Source organism: Aurantiacibacter flavus, from assembly GCF_039710615.1.
GTDB lineage: Bacteria > Pseudomonadota > Alphaproteobacteria > Sphingomonadales > Sphingomonadaceae > Alteraurantiacibacter > Alteraurantiacibacter flavus.
Map to the genome: position 1 here is coordinate 173,093 of NZ_JBDLBR010000004.1, position 17,578 is coordinate 190,670.

Annotated in this window: 16 protein-coding genes; 6 read left to right on the forward strand and 10 right to left on the reverse strand. The window is 62.7% G+C overall.

The features are described 5' to 3' along the window. Positions 1-99 precede the first annotated feature (99 nt). The 3 genes from ABDJ38_RS12715 to ABDJ38_RS12725 form a co-directional block, all read right to left on the reverse strand. The gene (locus ABDJ38_RS12715; RefSeq protein ID WP_346785491.1) at positions 100-1,623 is read right to left on the reverse strand and encodes a lipopolysaccharide biosynthesis protein; all 1,524 of its coding nucleotides are present in this window, start codon (positions 1,621-1,623) and stop codon (positions 100-102) included. A 155-nt stretch (positions 1,624-1,778) separates the two neighbouring features. Then, positions 1,779-2,771 (reverse strand): glycosyltransferase family 2 protein, encoded by a 993-nt coding sequence (locus ABDJ38_RS12720; RefSeq protein WP_346785492.1) that lies wholly within the window; start codon positions 2,769-2,771, stop codon positions 1,779-1,781. Further along, positions 2,768-3,787 carry a glycosyltransferase family protein gene (locus ABDJ38_RS12725; RefSeq protein WP_346785493.1) on the reverse strand — a complete coding sequence of 340 codons (1,020 nt, stop codon included), beginning with the start codon at positions 3,785-3,787 and terminating at the stop codon, positions 2,768-2,770. The genes ABDJ38_RS12720 and ABDJ38_RS12725 overlap by 4 nt, the downstream gene beginning before the upstream one ends. Positions 3,788-4,013: 226 nt before the next feature. On the opposite strand from ABDJ38_RS12725, the gene ABDJ38_RS12730 reads away from it, so the two are divergent. The 5 genes from ABDJ38_RS12730 (at position 4,014) to ABDJ38_RS12750 (ending at position 10,439) form a co-directional block, all read left to right on the forward strand. Continuing rightward, on the forward strand, positions 4,014-4,991 hold the full coding sequence (locus tag ABDJ38_RS12730) for a glycosyltransferase family 2 protein (protein ID WP_346785494.1): 978 nt from the start codon (positions 4,014-4,016) through the stop codon (positions 4,989-4,991). 256 nt (positions 4,992-5,247) lie between these two features. Beyond that, entirely contained in the window at positions 5,248-7,404 is a 2,157-nt protein-coding gene (locus ABDJ38_RS12735; RefSeq protein ID WP_346785495.1) for a GumC family protein, read from the forward strand. 31 nt (positions 7,405-7,435) lie between these two features. After that, complete coding sequence (locus tag ABDJ38_RS12740; protein ID WP_346785496.1) at positions 7,436-8,746, forward strand: outer membrane beta-barrel protein; 1,311 nt, start codon at positions 7,436-7,438, stop codon at positions 8,744-8,746. A gap of 181 nt (positions 8,747-8,927) precedes the next feature. Further along, the gene (locus ABDJ38_RS12745) at positions 8,928-9,626 is read left to right on the forward strand and encodes a sugar transferase (protein WP_346785497.1); all 699 of its coding nucleotides are present in this window, start codon (positions 8,928-8,930) and stop codon (positions 9,624-9,626) included. Positions 9,627-9,770: 144 nt separating this feature from the next. After that, positions 9,771-10,439 carry a hypothetical protein gene (locus ABDJ38_RS12750; RefSeq protein WP_346785498.1) on the forward strand — a complete coding sequence of 223 codons (669 nt, stop codon included), beginning with the start codon at positions 9,771-9,773 and terminating at the stop codon, positions 10,437-10,439. Here the strand turns inward: ABDJ38_RS12750 and ABDJ38_RS12755 are convergent. The 3 genes from ABDJ38_RS12755 to ABDJ38_RS12765 form a co-directional block, all read right to left on the reverse strand. Continuing rightward, a complete protein-coding gene (locus tag ABDJ38_RS12755; RefSeq protein ID WP_346785499.1) occupies positions 10,436-10,963 on the reverse strand; it encodes a retropepsin-like aspartic protease family protein in 528 nt (175 codons plus the stop codon). The two genes, ABDJ38_RS12750 and ABDJ38_RS12755, sit on opposite strands and share 4 nt — an antisense overlap. A gap of 64 nt (positions 10,964-11,027) precedes the next feature. Further along, positions 11,028-11,816, reverse strand: coding sequence for a hypothetical protein (locus tag ABDJ38_RS12760; protein ID WP_346785500.1), 789 nt, complete (start codon positions 11,814-11,816; stop codon positions 11,028-11,030). A gap of 153 nt (positions 11,817-11,969) precedes the next feature. Further along, positions 11,970-12,728, reverse strand: coding sequence for a hypothetical protein (locus ABDJ38_RS12765; RefSeq protein ID WP_346785501.1), 759 nt, complete (start codon positions 12,726-12,728; stop codon positions 11,970-11,972). Positions 12,729-12,737: 9 nt separating this feature from the next. On the opposite strand from ABDJ38_RS12765, the gene ABDJ38_RS12770 reads away from it, so the two are divergent. Next, positions 12,738-12,980, forward strand: a complete 243-nt coding sequence (locus ABDJ38_RS12770; protein WP_346785502.1) for an XrtV sorting system accessory protein — start codon at positions 12,738-12,740, stop codon at positions 12,978-12,980. Here the strand turns inward: ABDJ38_RS12770 and ABDJ38_RS12775 are convergent. From ABDJ38_RS12775 to cysD, 4 genes are read right to left on the reverse strand one after another with little or no spacing between them, the layout of a single operon-like run. After that, entirely contained in the window at positions 12,977-13,636 is a 660-nt protein-coding gene (locus tag ABDJ38_RS12775; protein ID WP_346785503.1) for an exosortase C-terminal domain/associated protein EpsI, read from the reverse strand. The two genes, ABDJ38_RS12770 and ABDJ38_RS12775, sit on opposite strands and share 4 nt — an antisense overlap. Further along, the gene (locus ABDJ38_RS12780) at positions 13,629-14,495 is read right to left on the reverse strand and encodes an exosortase/archaeosortase family protein (protein WP_346785504.1); all 867 of its coding nucleotides are present in this window, start codon (positions 14,493-14,495) and stop codon (positions 13,629-13,631) included. The genes ABDJ38_RS12775 and ABDJ38_RS12780 overlap by 8 nt, the downstream gene beginning before the upstream one ends. Positions 14,496-14,498: 3 nt before the next feature. Next, complete coding sequence (cysN, locus tag ABDJ38_RS12785) at positions 14,499-16,409, reverse strand: sulfate adenylyltransferase subunit CysN (RefSeq protein WP_346785505.1); 1,911 nt, start codon at positions 16,407-16,409, stop codon at positions 14,499-14,501. Next, on the reverse strand, positions 16,409-17,365 hold the full coding sequence (gene cysD / locus ABDJ38_RS12790) for a sulfate adenylyltransferase subunit CysD (RefSeq protein ID WP_429771115.1): 957 nt from the start codon (positions 17,363-17,365) through the stop codon (positions 16,409-16,411). The genes cysN and cysD overlap by 1 nt, the downstream gene beginning before the upstream one ends. Between the last annotated feature and the right edge of the window lie 213 nt (positions 17,366-17,578).

Below are 17,578 nucleotides of genomic sequence, written 5' to 3' on the forward strand. Positions count from 1 at the left end.
CATCTCCTCTCGATCGCGGCCGATGCCCAACCGTCGCGGTGGTCCTGCTCGAAGCGCTCTTTTTGGAGAGCCTTTGAACTCCACCGCGACAAATGGGCATCAGCCCGCGATCTTGTTGCGGCGGAACCTGGCGGAAAGCTTTGTCACCATCGACAGCACAATCGCGATGGTTTCGGTCTCCACACCGTCGCGACGCCCGGTGCCGAACCAGATGGCGGCAAGGCTGGCGAGATAGACCAAGGCACCGACCGGGATCATCACCACCAATCGCAGCACCGATCCATCGAAATCGGTGCCAAAGGGCAGGATCGGCCGGATTGCCAGGACTGCGGCCACCATCAGGCCAGCGGCAAGCGAGGGGCGCCAGACCGCCAGGAAATGATCGGCAACGGAGATCGTGGTAATCTTCCTTACAAGATCGATATTGAGCCACGTGTTGACCGCCGCCGAGGCACCCCGCCCCAGCATAGCGCCCAGCAGAAGAGAATATGGGTCACCCCAGCCAAGCCAGAGACCCAGAAGCACGCAGGGCCAGCGAATGAAAAAGACTCTGAAATCGCGGCCGAACATCTCCTTGGTATGGCCAGTTGCCATCGCGACCGCATCGAGGTTTTCCGACATCTGCAGCATGCGGATAACGCACATCACCTGAACCACGGGCACAGCCAGCTGCCATTTCTCGCCCAGCGCGGCGACCACCACTTCCGGCGCAAGCACGGCAAAGCCAGCGCCGATCGGAAAGCACAACATGCACAAAACGCCCTGCGATCGCAGATAGCCGCTGCGCAGTCGTGCCGCGTCGCCCCTGATGCGCGCGAAGGCAGGAAAGAGAACCTGCTTCAGCGGCGCGGCGATCTCGCCGATGGTCCTGTTCGTAACGTGGTTGCCCATCGAATATTGGCCGAGCAGCTGCGACGAAAAGAAATAGCCCAGCACCAACGGATCGGAGCGCCAGTTGAGTGCCTGCACCCATCGCCCGAAGGTCAGCCAGATCGAGTAAGATAGCAGGTCCTTGTAGCGGCTGAGTGTGATCCGGGGCCGATAGGGAAACAACATATATGACACCGCGACGAGCGCGATTTCGGTAATCAGGGGGCCAATCACCAGAGCCCAGTAGCTACGGTAGACATAGGCGATCCCGACAGTCCCAAGGAAGCCAACCACCTTTCCTGCAAGCGAAAGAACGAAGCTCTGATGAAACTGCAGCTCGCGCTCGAACACAGCCAGCTTGGGGTTTTGAAACCCGACCACGAAACTGGTGACCGCCATCAGGGCCATGATGTCGCGCAGCCGCTCGTCATCATAGAATGCGGCGATTGGCGCGGCGAGCAGCGCGATAACCACAGCGACTATCGCGCCGCGAATGACGTTCATGGTCCAGGCGGTATCGAAATGCGCCGGTTCCAGTTTATCACGCTGAACCAGGGCCTTGGATAGCGAGAATTCCGAGATCACACCGACAATCCCGATCACCGCAAGGGCAACGGCGACCAGCCCGAAATCGTCCGGCATCAGCAATCGCGCGAGGATGATGAGGCTGATGAAGCCCAGGGCGTTCACAAGCACGCGCGCGAGGCCAATCCACGCGACGCCCTTGATCAGCTTGGAGCGGTTGCCCGACATTCTTTGCGATACCTCAAACCGAGAATTGCGCCCAACTTGCGAACGGTCGTCGCGCCACCCCTAGGCGTGAAGTTCGCAGGTGCGCAATTGGTCAATTCGGTCAGACCCACAAGCAACGACAGGATTGCTGGCTGCCGCCGTAGCGAGGCTGCGGGTCATTCCCCCCGCTTCGCAGCCAGACCGTAGCGCGGCACGTCGGCCCCTCCGGCCAGCCATTGGCGCAGGAACCCCCCGCCCCAGCTCGCATGCATCACCATCGCGGCGAGGCCAGAGAGAAAGGCCATGCCGCCGCCTGCCCGCAAACCCACCAGCAGACCAAGGCCAAGACAGGAAAGCGCCCAGACCGCGGCAGGCACAGCAAATATCCAGTGCACCAGCGCGAGCGGGAGCGCCGCCACCGCCAGCGCAATCGCCACAGGAGCGAGCTGGCGCGGCTTCATCGCGATGCCGTGCCGCCGCACAGTGCGCGCCCGGCCCGCACCATAGCGCCAGTATTGCCGCCACAACGCCCCCGGCGAACGGCGCGGAAAATAGGTCAGCGCTGCAGCAGGCTCGAGCCAGATGCGCAGGCCGCAGCCGGTCTGGCGTACGTCGAATTCGGCGTCCTCGTTGCACGGCATGGCCTCGCAGTAACCGCCCAGATCGCGGAATGTCTCCACGCGCATCAGCGCATGGTGGCCATGATCGACGAACCGCCCGCTGCCCAGATGCCGGTGCGGTGAACCGCCCGTCCCCAACGCGCTGTTCTGTGCCGCCGCGACCGCCTTCTGCCAGCCGTGCGCACCCTTTGTCTCCATCGGCACGACCACTGCGTCTGCTTCATTTGCATGCGCGCTTTCCAGCAGGATCCCAACATAGCCTTCGGGATAGAGGCAATGCGCGTCGATCCGCACCAGCCAGTCCATACCCTTGCCATAGTCGGCAACCGCGCGGTTTACTCCGGCGCTCTGGATGCGGTCGGGATTGTCGAGCAGGACCAGGCGCGCATCGCTCGCGGCAAGGCGCTTCACGATCGCCCCGCTGGCGTCGGTGCTGCCGCCATCGGCGACCACCAGTCGGTCGATCGAATCGTCGCGTAGCATCTGCACCAGCAAGGCCTCGAGGTGCTCGGCCTCGTTCAGGCAGGGGATGACCGCAAGTACGCTCATTGCACGCTCAAGCTCGCGATGCTGTGCACCAGCTCGCCACACTCGACCGCGCCGCAGATGACCTCGCCGCGGTCGATCCGGGCGATGCTCTCCCGCATTGTGGCCACCTCGGCCGGATCGACATCGAGCAGGCGCTGTGCCGCCATTTCGCCATCTGCCACAATCAGGCCAGCATCGTGACGTTCGAGCCAGTGCCCCGCTTCAACTTCGCCCAGCGCAATCGGGATCGCACCGAAGGCAATCGCCTCATAGAGCCGATTGGGCAGCAGCCACTTGCTGTTCAGCCCCTCCTCGAACCAGTCGATCGACCAGGCGAAGTCGCAACGGCCATAAAGCTCGGGCAGGTCGGAATAGCTGTAGGGGCCGACATAGGTCATGCCCGGCGTGGCCTCGACCTCGCCTTCGAACTCGGGAAGCTCCGCAGGGGACGGCTTGCCCGCGATCAGCACCTCGATCCGCCCCTCGCCGCGCCGGACGAGCTGTTGCAGGAAAGCAAGTGTGCGCTTGCACCGCAGCATCCCAAACCAGCCGACGGTATAGGGCGGGGCCGGGGCAGGCCGCTCCACCGGAGAAGGCGCGGCACCGCCCTCTGGCAGCAGCTTGTTCTCGACCAGCAGCGCCTTGGCCTTGAGCGGGCGATGGTCGAAGTGGTTGCGCAGGAACGCAGGCGACGAGGTAATCAGCAAATCGCACCGGGGTAGCAGCGCACCTTCCACGGCGCGCACCAGCCGCGAGCCCCATCCCTGGCCCACCAGCGAACGGTGAATATCGAGGCACTCGTAAACCAACGGGCGTTTCCCCACGATGGCGCGGGCAATCGCCAACTGTTCCAGATTGCGCGCCACGATAACGTCGCAATCTCGGAAAAAAGCCTTCAACCGCCGATGGAAGATCGTCTCGCGCAATGTCGCCGAAGCCCGGCTGACCAGCGCCGCATCGCGCGACTGCCCTAGCGACAGCGCCCCGCGCGCGGCCAGCGCATCGCAAACGGTATCATCCCGGCAGAAGCCAGCCACGTGCATGGTCCCCCCGCCGATGGCAAACATCCGGCAACGCCGCTCAACCGCCGCGTCATTCAGGTTGTGGACCAGATATCCGATGCGGGGGGCGGCTCGCTGTCCCATAGGCGAGGCGGAATGACACCTTATGTGCAGCGCGGCAAGCCGCTACACGGCAACAAAACGATGCCGAGTCTGCCCCTGCCCGACTCGTAGCATCTGCAAGTGACGGGAAACACGAGACATGGGCAAACCGACTGTCGGAGTCATTATTGCCGCCTACAACGCGGCGCCGACGATCTCACGCGCTGTCACCAGCTCACTGGCGCAATCGCTGGTTTCCGAAGTGATCGTGATCGACGATTGTTCGTCGGACAACACGCTCGAGGTAGCCGAGCAGGCGGGCCAGTCCGACAGCCGCCTTACGATCATCAGGCAACCCTTCAATCAAGGCCCATCGGCGGCCAGGAACCGCGGGCTGGACCAGTCCAAGGCGCCCTATTTCGCCGTTCTGGACGCCGATGACATGTTCATGCCCGAACGCTTCGTCCATATGTTCGCACGGGATGGCTGGGACATGTGCGCAGATAACATCTGCTTCAGCATCGAGCCGGAAAATCTGGGCCAGCCGCAAGACGGGAACGCGCAAGGCGAACGTGCCTGCACGATCGACTTCGAGACTTTCGTCGATCGGAACATCGGCGACCGGCGCTGCAACCGGACCGAACTTGGCTTCCTCAAGCCGGTGGTGAAGCGGGCCTTTCTCGAGGCACACAACCTGCGCTTCGACGAAACTTGCCGCCTCGGTGAAGACTTCGTGCTTTACGCCCGGATGCTGGCGCTCGGCGCGCGCTTCACCTTGCTGGAGCATTGCGGATACGCCGCGCTCCAACGCGCCGATTCGCTCAGCTCCGCCCATTCGGTGGCACACCTCAGGGCCATGCGCGAAGCCTCGCTGGCGGTTGCCCGCGATTTCGAGCTGAACCGTGAGGAGCGCGATGCACTCGCAAGGCATGCGGCACACCTGTCCGAGAAGATCGTCTATCGCGAAATCCTTGAGCTGCGCCGGTATGGCAACCTGCCCACGGCGCTGTGGAAGCTGGCAAGGCATCCGTCTGCCGTCAGGGCGCTGCTGTCCGACCGCTTTCCCGGACCACAAACTTCGCCCCCTCCCCATCGCCCCTTGATCACATCGCCGCAGTTCGACGAGCTGTGCGGGTAAGTAAGATCGCCATAGAAATACACATGCGATGCATGCATTTGTCGCATTTGCGATAGAGTGAATTGCGCAGGCGACGAGAGTCGCTAAACCGCCGCTGCACGGGGTTCTTTTTCTCGACCGCGATCACATTGACGGCTAGACATACGAAATATTAACCAAGCCAATCAGCAACGACCGCGCGACCGATGTTGTCCGGCCGTCCCTTTGAGGCTCTCAGTAGAATGTTCTCTGTAGGTATCCCCGGCAAGCGAAAACCATGACGAACATCGACAACAGATCCTTCGATACCGCGGACGAACCGTTTCAGCCCACATCAGAGGTGGCGTCGGCACCGCTGCTCCCCGATCCCGGAGTTCTGTGGCAGGTGTTTCGGCGCAACACCTTGTTGGTGTTCGGCCTGTTCTTCCTCGTGCTGCTGCTGGCCGCCGCCTACCTCGCGACGGCGACGCCGAAGTATCAGGCCACCGCGAGCCTTATCGTCGAGCCGGCAAGCGACCCGGTCAGAACCTCGGAGCCGGCGCAACAGGGCGCGATCCCCAACACGGACGAGATTGACACCGAAATCAGGCTCATGTCGTCACCGCTCGTCGCGAGTATTGCGGCGCAACTCTATTCCGAGCGGTTTGCCTCGCCTGATGGAGACCCCTTTTCCGATGCGGAAATCGAAGCCTTGGCAAGCGAGATGTCCAGATCGACTGGTATTTTGCGTTCCGGGTCAAGCAAGATCATCGATATCACCACGAGCGGCCCGGATGCGCAGTTTGCTGCAGCCACGGCCAACCTGATCGGCGAGGCCTACCTGCAATCCCAGATCGACAACAAGTCGCAGCGCTCGGAAAGCACGCAGGAGTTCATCAAAGAGCGGCTGGATGAACTGGAAAGCAACGCGCTTTCCGCGCAGGCTGCGCTCGACAACTATCGTGCGGAGCGCGGGCTGGTTACGTCGAGTGGAGGGACCAACGCCGAACAGGAGGTCTCCAACCTTAATACCCAGCTAGCGTCGGCACGCGCTGATCTGGCTGAAAAGCAGGGCCGTCTCAATGCGGCGAGGCAGCAGCTAGCGCGAGGAAGCGGCGGCGCCGACGTGGGCGCCGCGCTCGGCTCGAGCACCATCGCCAGCCTCCGGCAGCAGGAAGCGCGGGCCAGCGCCGAACTGGCCGTGCTTACCCAGCGCTATGGCGAGCTGTACCCGGAGCGTCGACAGACCGAATCCGAGCTCGCCGATATTCGCCGCCGCATCCAGGAAGAGATCAACCGGGTTCTCTCGAACCTGCAGGCCGACGTGCAGACAGCACAATCGCGCGTCGCCTCGCTGACAGCAAGCCGGCAGTCGGCCATCGGCGCGATGTCTTCCAACAGCCGCGCCCAGACGGGCCTCAACGAGCTTGCCCAGAAGGCAGAAGCAGCCCAGTCGATCTACCAGTCGTTTCTGGAGCGTTCGCAGGAAGGGGCGGCATTGCGCGACAGCGAGATGCCCGATGCCCGGTTCGCCACCCGGGCGGAGGTGCCCAAGTCGCCATATAGCCCCAACTATGTCCTGACGATTGCCCTGGCTATCGTCGTCGGGCTGATCGTGGGCTTTGTCGGCTTGCTGGCCTCCGAATACCTGCGGCGCGGAGTGCAAACCAAGCGCGATGTGGAGCGGCGCTTGCAGTTGCGATATGCGGGCGCCATTCCTACCCTGAAATCCACGATCAAGCGACGCCAGGCGCTCGAAGCGCCGCAGGACTATGTCCTGAGCCATCCGCACTCGCTTTTCGCCGAGGCTTTCCGTTCGATTCGTACGTTCCTGATGCTGTCGCCGGGCAAGCGCTCGCGGGCGATCGCAATCACGTCCGCGCTGCCGGGCGAAGGCAAGACGACCACCTCGGTGTGCCTCGGCCGCACCGCCGCCTCCGAAGGCCTCAGGACCATTCTGGTGGACGCCGACCTGAGGCGCCGGGGTGCAAGCGATCTGCTCGAGTACGAGAGCGACCATGACATGTACGACTATCTGCTGGGCGACACGCCGCTCGGGCAGTGCATCTATCGCGACGTCATGTCAGGCCTCGACGTTCTGGGCAGCAACGCCACGCCCGATGGCGGAAAAAATCCGCTGCAGGAGCATACCGTCGAGAGGATGCTCGCCGAACTGCGCGGACTATACGACGTGATCATCATAGACACTGCGCCGGTTCTTGGCGTTGCAGAAAGCCGCGTGCTGGCAGCGAGCGCGGATCGCGTTCTCGTAATTACCCAGTGGCGCAAGACCTCGATCCGAGCCATCGAAGCGGTGGTCGATATGCTGATCGATTCGGGCGCGAAGGTCACCGGGCTCGCGCTGAGCCAGGTCAATATCAAGAAGTATGCAAGCACCGGCGACGGCGATGTTTACGCCTATGCCAAGAAGTTCAGAGGCTATTATACGAACTAGGGTGCCTTATGGCGCTCGGGGGGATTTGAAGATGGAACTTGGCACCACGCGGATACCAGCTGGCCTGCCCAAAAATCATGCGAAAATCGTGTACCATCTCATGGTTACCGGTGGGCTTACCCTGACCGCTGTGCCGCAGGTCGCGCACGCGCAGGAGGATGTACAAGGCCGGTCGGTTTCCGACCGATACGCCGCCGAATATGCCCCGCAACCCGCCCATGTCGGTTCTTTCGAGGTTTTTCCCTGGATCGAACTCAATGCCGAATACAACGACAATGCGCTGGTCACGGCTGCGAACGGGCGCGAAGACGACGTTATCCTCACCGTGAGCCCTCACCTCCAGTTGCGAGACCACCGCGCCGACCGCACCGTCGACATCGACCTCTCGGCTGGCATCCGCAAGTTCGCCAGCATCAAGACCGAGGATGCGGAGCAGTTTCGCATCTCGGCAAGGGGCGTCTGGGGCATTGGCACTCCCACGCAATACCGCGGCGCCTTGCAGGTCAACCGCAGCACCGAAGATCGTCGCGATGCGAGCAGCTTCAACACCGTTCTGCAGCCGATCAGCTTTACCGACTATAAGGCGGAAGCAGGGATCGATCAGGCAATCGGACCGGTCCGCGTCAGCCTCGATGGTCTCGCCCGTGCGGTCAGGTACGATGGCTCGGCGACGTTCGGTTCGGAACAGTTCGACCTCTCGTTCCGCAACTTCGAGATCTACCGGGCGACCGGCCGCATCAGGTACTCGCGCTCGCGTGACCAGGAAGTCTATCTGCAAGTTACGGCCGACGATCGTTCCTACGACCCCTCACCGCTCACCTCGGGCGGCCAGCCCGTCTTTCCGTTCGACCGGTCCTCACGCGGCGGGCGGCTTGAAGTTGGCTATCGCCAGCAGATTACCGAGCTGCTCTATCTCGACTTGCGTGCCGGCTACCTCGTGCAGGACTACGACGATCCGGCGCTCGATAATATCGAAGGCCTGGCCTTCCAGGCCGACCTCCTGTGGAACGTAACGCCATTGACCTCGATCGAGGTCGGGGGCCAGCGACGGGTCGATGAGACGATCAATCCGCTCGTTTCGGGCCTTGTCCGCACCGAAGGGACGGTGAAGGTCGATCACGAGCTGCTACGCAACTTCATTCTGACCGCCCGCGCGGCCTATGCCAGGCTCGACCAGCTCGATTCGGCCGACGATGGCGATCAGTGGAGCGTCGGACTCGTCAGCAGCTACCGGATAGACCGGCACTGGGAGATCAAACTGCGGGCCCAACACTACGAACGCACCGGATTCTACGACTTTGCCCAGAATGAAGTGGGCATCGGCCTGCGTTACAGCTTCTGAGGCGGCCTTTTCCAATTGGTGGCCAAGCCCCTAAGGCACAAACCTGATTTTCGGCTCCTTGTCGTCGGTAACCAAGCCGGAGATCCACGTCCCGCGATGAAACACCCCCTAGGTGCGGTGTAATGGAAGCTTAAGCACTTCCTATTTCTGGGGTAAGCTTCTACCCATGATGCACTGCACCATGGAACGTCCTTCGATCAACGAGCGCAAGCCCCGCTTGGCGCCTTACGAGCCGCCTCGGGTCTTGGGTCGCAGCAACCTGATTGTCGACGACCCCCTTGCCGCCCAGATTCTTGACCGGGTCGGCTCTCTTGTCCTGCTGGTGGTGTTGCTGCCGGTCATGGCAATTATTGCCCTGGCGATCCTCCTCTCCTCGCCCGGGCCTGTGCTCTTCCGCCAGACCAGAATCGGACGGGGCGGCGCGAAGTTCACCTGCTTCAAGTTCCGCACGATGGCGACCAACGCCGATGAACGGCTCCGTAACCTGCTTTCGAACGATCCCGAGGCACGGCGCGAATGGGAACGCGACCGGAAGCTGAGGAACGACCCGCGCATCAACAGTCTCGGCCGATTTCTGCGGAAGAGCAGCCTCGACGAGCTGCCGCAGCTCTTCAACGTGCTGCGTGGGGAAATGAGCCTGGTGGGGCCGCGCCCCATCGTGGAAGCGGAGATCCCGCGCTATGGACGCTACTTCGGGCATTACTGCGCGGTCCGGCCCGGAATAACCGGCCTCTGGCAGATCAGCGGACGCAACGACGTTCACTATCGTCGGCGCATCGCTTTCGACGTCATCTACGTCCGCAAAGGCCGTTTTGGCGATAACCTACGCATTCTGGTACTCACCGTACCCATCGTACTGAATTCCAAAGGCTCATACTGACTCGCGACACGCAATTTTCCGGGCTATTGTCACGAGATTTATAGTTAACTAGAGATGGTCGTGCAGCTCATGTAGTCGGGCAGCACCGCCTCGGCACAAGGCCGCCGTGGAGGCCCGTCAACGATCGAAGCAAGGAGGGCGAAAATGCAAGTAGCGAGCAGACATTCCCTCTATGCATTCGCCGCAAGACAGCCGAAATTCCACTTCTGGCTGCTGTCTTCGCTTGGCTTCGTAGTCCTTGCCTCCTCGTTTCTCTCGCACGACAAGCGCGGCCTGCTCTTCTACGACGAACCGACCGCGCTGCTTGCCGAAGACCTGACCATGATGCCTGAATTCATCACTGGTGGGTTTGGCAATCGACTCGTGGGTGACGGATCTGGGCGCGGAGAGCGACCAAACAGCCTTCGCCGCACTATCGGGCCTCGTGGCGCAGCACCTGGCCTGGCGGGCGACACAGCGGGACAAACGGCTCCGGGCGGGGCAGTCGCTCCCGCCGCGGCGCCGGCAGTTCCCAACTTCGCTGACGCAACCGGCCCCGCGCTGGCTTCGGGACCCGCAGCCGGTGGCACCCCGCTCGGCCTTCCGGGTTTTTTCGGAGATGGCGGAGGCTTTGGCCCCACACCGATTGGCTTCGTACCTGTTCCGGGCTCCGATGGCGGTGGCAGCGGAAGCAGCAGTGGCGGTGACACGCCCGGCCCCGTAGTTCCGGCAATTCCCGAGCCTGCGAGCTGGTTGATGATGATTATCGCAGTCTTCACCCTCGGATCGGCGATCCGGCGCGGCAACGAGGATGGCGCGCCTTTGGCGACCTAGTCCGACGATCCGATGTCGTTCACGACAACGGTCATCGACGAACCATCGATGATAATCGAGCCCATTTGCTGCAGCGCGTCCAGACCGATGAGCGAATGGGGCAGGCTGTCATCAGCGACCACCGCCTCGACATTCCACAAAGGGATTCCGCTGATCGTCAGGGTTTCGATGGAGGCCCGTTCGACCGGTATTTTCCCATTTGCCGTTTGCAACCGAGTGGTGCCAAGCGGGGCTACCGCAGCCGCGTCTGCATCGGATCGTCGCAACACTGTGGTCGTCGCAGCCGTATCGACCAGAAAATGGGTCGGAACGCCGTTTACCTCCGCTTCCAGAACGAAAAAGCGGGCGCCGGGCGGCTTCGAAGCGATAGTGACCGGCTCCACCGCAAGGCGAAGATCAGAGGCATGCAAAAGAGCGTCACCATTCTCGGTTGGCGCGAACAGTTCCATCGGCGCATCGTCAAGAGCCACCATGCCCATGACGAAGGACAACAGGATAGAGAGCGGGGCAAGCGCATTCGCCATGGCTCGCACCTAAAGCAAAATAGTTAAGAACCCTTCTTGTCCGGCCCCTGCCAAGGGCCGCTCGCTAGCCGCTGAAATGCGCGGGCCGGGCCGTCTGCCCAATAATCGCTTCCTCCGAAACGCGCTGCTTCTGCAGGGTGAGAGTGCGGCGGTGCTGCAAGCCGCAAAAGGCCAGGAAGACAAGTGCCGCAACCAGCAGGTCAATTGCCGCGCGCAGATAGGGCGAGCGGGCAGAGGCCGTATCGGCGAACAGCACATAGGTGGGCTCGTGCACCCGATATCCCGCATCGCGATAGAGCGTGCGCAGTTCTCCGCGGGCGGCCGCATGCCGCAGAATGCCTTCGAAACGCTGCCTCGTCGGCGGCCCTGCCATTCTCTCGCCGACCTCGACAAACAGCGTGATCGCATTGTTGTTGGCAGGATCAAGCACCGGCGCGACCCACAGCGTCTTGCCTGAGAACAGCAGGGCATCTTCAAAGAACCCGATCCTGTCGAACTGGAGCGTGCCTTCCATCACCACCAGCCCCTCGATTTTCTCGTCCCCACGCAAGTCGGCCAGGCTAATCGGCAGCGGCTTTTCCCGGACCCCGCCGATGGTCAGCGAGAGCGCAGCCACCGCCGCCGCGCAAAGGGCCAGCCCGCCGACGATCCACGCCAGGAAACGCCGCATGATCTGGCTCCGGTGAAGGGCCGATTCGTAAAGCGTAAGCCCGGGCTCATATCGCGCCCGGCGCATCCGATAGAGCAACGTCAAGGTGATCGGCGCGGTCAGCAACAAGGTGAGCACGGTCAGGGTCACAATCGGCCAGCTCGCATCGAAGCGGGCGAACTGCCATTCGATCAGACCGGCCACCAGCCCCCGGTATTCGACCAGCTGCCAAGTGAGAATAGCGAGGACGATCGCCGCCCAGATGACGCCGATCAGACCGATAACACCGGTCCGAACATAGGTTTTGCTCTGGATGCTTTTGCCCTGTGAGATAGAATCGCCTCCGGAAGCTGGACCCTACGGAGTCTGATCGGAAATGGGTGCGCTATTGCGCGCGCTTGGCCCCCAGCCCTCCTGGTATCGGATAGGGCTATCCTGCCGCATTTCCTTCAGCCTTCGTTCGAGTTCCTCTTCAACCTTATCCTTAACGAGCAACTGTCTAGCAAAATTGCGCTGGGTCTGACGAGGGGAATTAATCCGGTCCACGGCAAGCACCGTCCATTTCCGGCCCTCCAGCATCAGATCACGCCCCGGCGCGACGGCTTCCAGCCAATCGGGGTTCCGGTCGAGCCGGGCTGTGTCGAACACCAGCGTTCGTTCATCGTCGGGCGAGCGCAGCGTGAGCAGGCGACGTCCGGCGAACAGCTGGCCGTTGCTCGTCATGAACTGTTCGAGCTCGACGTCAGGCACCTGGCCAAACTCGTCGGCCAGTTCCCGCTGCAGCGCATCGACCAGCAACTCTTCCAGGGCGCGACGCTCGGCAAAATGGAAATCCGCATCAAGATCGAGCCCGCGCTCACGCGCAAGTTGCGCCAGCAGCTTGCGGTCGACCAGTTGCTCCAGCGCTCCGTTCGCCGCCGCGCGACCTGCCTCGGCTTCGGCAAGATTGTCGAGGTCGAACTCGTGGCTCAGCTCAGCCTGCGTGATCGCCTCGCCGTCGATGCTCGCCAAAACTTCGCCATCGACCTCCTGCTGGCCACATCCCGCCACCAGCGCCAGCAACGGCGCGGCAAGACAATGGCTCGCCAGCTTGCAAATGGTTCGATCCAGCCGCATTCTGCCCCCATGAAGACGATTTACGATTTCGTGTCCGTCGGCATCTTCGTTTTTGTCGCCTTCGTCTACCTGCAGCGGTCGGTGAAGCGTCCGCCGTGGAAAGACAACACCTTCGACTACATTCTTTGCGCCATAGGATGCGCGGGTGGCAACTGGCTCGGCAACGAGGGCTATCAGGCCGCCGCCATCGCCTTGCTGGTGCTGACCGCGATCTATTTCGTCGCTCGTGTACACCCGTTCAGACGCGTCTAGGGCTGCCCCAACAGGACTTGCCGCCCGCGCGCACCGGAAAGCGCCACCATGCGCCGCGCGAATGCCGTGAGGGTGGGGACCGAGGCCGCGAAATCCACGGCAGGCATCGAGAGACGCAGCAGCACGCCCTCGTCCACCCGCCAGTGCCCGACACCCCGCGCGACGGCGAGTCGTTGCTCCCACAAAGACTGCGCGAAGACATCGCCGATCCGCGTCCAATAGAGCACCGCCTCACTCCGGCTGCCCCGTTCGGCGAGCATGATGTTGCCCGGCACGGGGCGGCCGGCAATTGGCAGGTCACGCGCTTGCACGTCGAGAATATCGAAGCCCGAGGCGGTGTAGCAGATCTCGGGGCGGTGAAGCTGAAAGGTGTAATCCTGCCGCGCGCCATAGGCCATCACCAGTGTGATCGGCGGCTGTTCGGGATGGACGAACGCCTTGATTGCCAGCTCGTCGTAGACCCGGTCGGTCAGTTGATCCGGCGAAGGAAGGATCACTTCCTCCGGTGCGACCGCCCGCCAATCATCCACCTGTTGCGGCAGCACGCTGGCCGGGTCGAACCCGATGTCGGTGCCGGGCCTGAGCCTCACGGCCCCCGCCGCCGCGCCGAACAGGCCGAGGCAGGCGCCGAGGAGTACGGTGCGCCGATCAGGCATGGCGCGCTCCGTCGATCAGGCGCAGGCCCTCGCGCAAAGCCCGGTCGGCAGCAAGGAACAGCCCCAGCGCAATCGAGAAGCTGAGCAGGCCAGCAACTGGGTGAACCACCGTATCGAGCACCGGCGCGCCGAACCTGTCCACCGCCACGATCAGCACGACCACGCGCAGGATATTCGCACCCCAGGCAATCGGTACGGCCAGAGCAACACACAGGACCGTGCGTCGCCAGTCGCGCCCGCGATACCAGTAGGTGAAAAGCAGCACGAAGGCGACGAGCGTGATGGTCGAGCTGGTCCCCGCGCAGGCTGCCTCCAGTGCAAGACGGAACTGGTTCACGAAGATGCTCGTCCGGTCATAGGCAACATCGAGCCCCCATGCGTCGGCCAGTTCCACCGCCGCCCCAGCAATGCCAGCGCGCAGCCGCTCGGTCATGATCGTCGACAGCGAATAGGGCAGCGGCACGGCCAGCCCGAGAAAGGCCAACGGAAACCGGCAGGCCCAGACCATGGCCCCGCCCCGCCATGCCCACAGCGCCAGCACGCAGCCCGCCCAGGCGCAGAGCGCCATCGCCAGCACGAAGCCGATGGCGCTGGCGAGGACATAGCCGAGCGAGACCGCCACCAGCCCACCCAGCGCCGGACCGAACGGCCCCGGCGCGATCAGCGCCTTGTGCTGCTCGATGGTCTGCGCGGTGGTCCACAGGCCCAGCAGCAGGATTAGCGGAGTGAGCGATCCGGCCTCGGTGTTCCAGTCCCGCTGCGACAGGGCAACCAGCGCCGGAAGGCAGTATGCCGCCATGCCCAATGGCACCACCCAGCGGCTAACCTCCATCAGAGGCAGGGTGCGGATCGCCTCCATCGCCTATTTGAGCGGCATGATCCGGTCGATGATATAGGCCGCCGCCTCCTGCGGGCTCATCTCCACCGTGTTCACGCGGATCTCGGCGTTCTCGGGCGCTTCATAGGGGCTGTCGATCCCGGTGAAATTCTTAAGCTTGCCTTCGCGCGCCTTCTTGTAGAGGCCCTTCACGTCGCGCTCTTCGGCCACTTCCAGCGGGGTATCGACGAACACCTCGATGAACTCGCCTTCTGGCAGCAGGTCGCGCACCATCTGCCGCTCGGCGCGGAACGGCGAGATGAAGGCGGTGAGCACGATCAGCCCGGCATCGGTCATCAACTTGGCTACCTCGCCCACGCGGCGGATATTCTCCACCCGGTCGGCATCGGTGAAGCCCAGATCCTTGTTCAACCCGTGGCGGATATTGTCGCCGTCGAGCAGGAAGGTGTGGCGGTTCATCAGGTTGAGCCGCTTTTCCACCTCGTTAGCGATGGTCGACTTGCCCGAGCCGGAAAGACCCGTGAACCAAAGCACCTTCGCCGTCTGGTTCTTGAGCCTGGCGTGCTCCTCGCGGGTGATGTCGACGGCCTGCCAGTGCACGTTCTGGCTGCGGCGCAGCGAGAAGTGCAGCATCCCGGCAGCCACGGTGGCGTTGGTGACCTTGTCGATCAGGATGAACCCGCCCAGCTGGCGGCTGTCGGCATAGGATTCGAACACCAGCGGCTTGTCGGTGGTGACCTCGGCCACGCCAATCGAATTGAGCGCCAGCGTCTTGGCCGCGAGGTGCTCCATCGTGTTGACGTTGACCTCGTACTTCGGCTCGGCAACGGCGGCCGAGACCGTCTGCGAGCCGAGCTTCAGCCAGTAACCACGACCCGGCAGCAGTGCCTCGTCATCCATCCACACCACGGTGGCCTCGAACTGGTCGGCCACTTCAGGCGGGTTGTCGGCGACAGCGATCACATTGCCGCGCGAACAGTCGATCTCGTCGGTCAGCGTCAGCGTGACCGACTGGCCCGCCACCGCTTCGTCGAGGTCGCCGTTGTAAGTCACGATCGAGCGGACATGGCTGGTCTTGCCCGAAGGCAGCACCCGCACCGCATCGCCCGGCTTGACCGCGCCGGTGGCGATCTGGCCCGAGAAGCCGCGGAAGTCGAGATTGGGGCGGTTGACCCACTGCACCGGCATGCGGAACGGCTTTTCCGCATCCTGCGCGCTCAGCACTTCGACCGTTTCGAGATGCTCGATCAGGCTCGGGCCTTCATACCAGGGCGTGTTCTCGCTGGGGGCGACAGTGATGTTGTCGCCCTTGAAGCCCGAGATCGGCATGGCGGTGAAGCTCTCGATGCCGATTTCCTCGGCGAACTTCGCGTAGTCCGCGACGATCTTGTCGAACACCTCCTGCGAGTAATCGACAAGGTCCATCTTGTTCACCGCAAGGACGATGTTCTTGATGCCGATCAGGTTGCAGATGTACGAATGCCGCCGCGTCTGCACCAGCACGCCCTTGCGCGCGTCGATCATTACTACGGCGAGGTCGGCGGTCGAAGCGCCGGTGACCATGTTGCGGGTATATTGTTCGTGGCCGGGGCAGTCGGCGACGATGAACTTGCGCTTCTCGGTGTTGAAGAAGCGATAGGCCACGTCGATCGTGATGCCTTGCTCACGCTCGGCAGCAAGGCCGTCGACCAGCAGCGCGAAGTCGATCTCGCCGCCTTGCGTGCCGACCTTCTTCGAATCGTTGGTCAGCGCGTCGAGCTGGTCCTCGAAGATCATCTTCGAATCGTACAGCAGCCGCCCGATCAGCGTCGACTTGCCATCGTCCACGCTGCCGCAGGTGATGAAGCGCAGCATGGTCTTGTGCTGATGCTGTTCGAGATAGGCGTCGATGTCCTCGGCAATGAGGGCGTCGGTCTTGTAGATAGCGTCCGACATCAGAAATAGCCCTCCTGCTTCTTCTTCTCCATCGAGGCGTCACCGCCGTCCTTGTCGATCACGCGGCCTTGCCGTTCGCTGGTGGTGGTGAGCAGCGTTTCCTGCACCACGTCGGCCAGCGTATTGGCCGTGCTCTCCACCGCGCCGGTGAGCGGGAAGCAGCCGAGCGTGCGGAAGCGGATCGACTTCATGGTGATCTCGGGCAGCGTGCCCATCGCCTGTTCAAGCCGTTCAAGGTCGTCGGCCATGAACAGGCCGCCTTCGTATTCGTAAGTCGGGCGTTCTTCCGCGAAGTAGAGCGGAACGATCTCGATCTGCTCCTTCATGATGTACTGCCAGATATCGAGCTCGGTCCAGTTCGAGATCGGGAAGCAGCGGATGCCCTCGCCCTTCTTCTTGCGGGCATTGTAGAGGTTCCACAGCTCGGGCCGCTGGTTCTTCGGGTCCCAGCCGTGGGTGGAGGTGCGAAAGCTCATCACGCGCTCTTTCGCGCGGCTCTTCTCCTCGTCGCGGCGCGCGCCGCCGAAGGCGACATCGAAGCCATACTTGTCGAGCGCCTGCTTCAGCCCCTCGGTCTTCCACATGTCGGTGTGCAGCGGGCCGTGCTGGAACGGGTTGATCCCGCGCTCCTTGGCCTCGGGATTGTGATAAACCAGCAGTTCCATCCCGGCCTCTTCGGCCGCCTTGGCGCGCAGCTCGTACATGGCCTTGAACTTCCAGGTCGTATCGACGTGGAGCAAGGGAAACGGCGGGGGCGAGGGGTAGAAGGCTTTCTTGGCAAGATGCAGCATCACCGCCGAATCCTTGCCGATCGAATAGAGCATCACGGGCTTGTCCGCCTCTGCGGCAACCTCGCGCATGATGTGGATGCTCTCCGCTTCGAGCCGTTCGAGATGGGTCAGACTGGTCATGCGGGGCCCTGTATTATTGCACCATACAAACGCAAGGAAGTTCACCTTGGCACTCGCGCCATTAGCGCGGCTGTGCCGGGCATGCAGCATTGCTGGCAATGCATGCGTGCCCCTTGCGTCGTTTCGGGCCACTTTGCCGGAGGGCGAACTTGCCCTCGCTTCGCGCAAGGCCCAGATGGGTGCGTAGAGAAAAGCCGCCGGGCGGCAACCAACTTTGCTTTTGCCCCGGCAAACCGAGACTTTGCCCAACGAGAGACA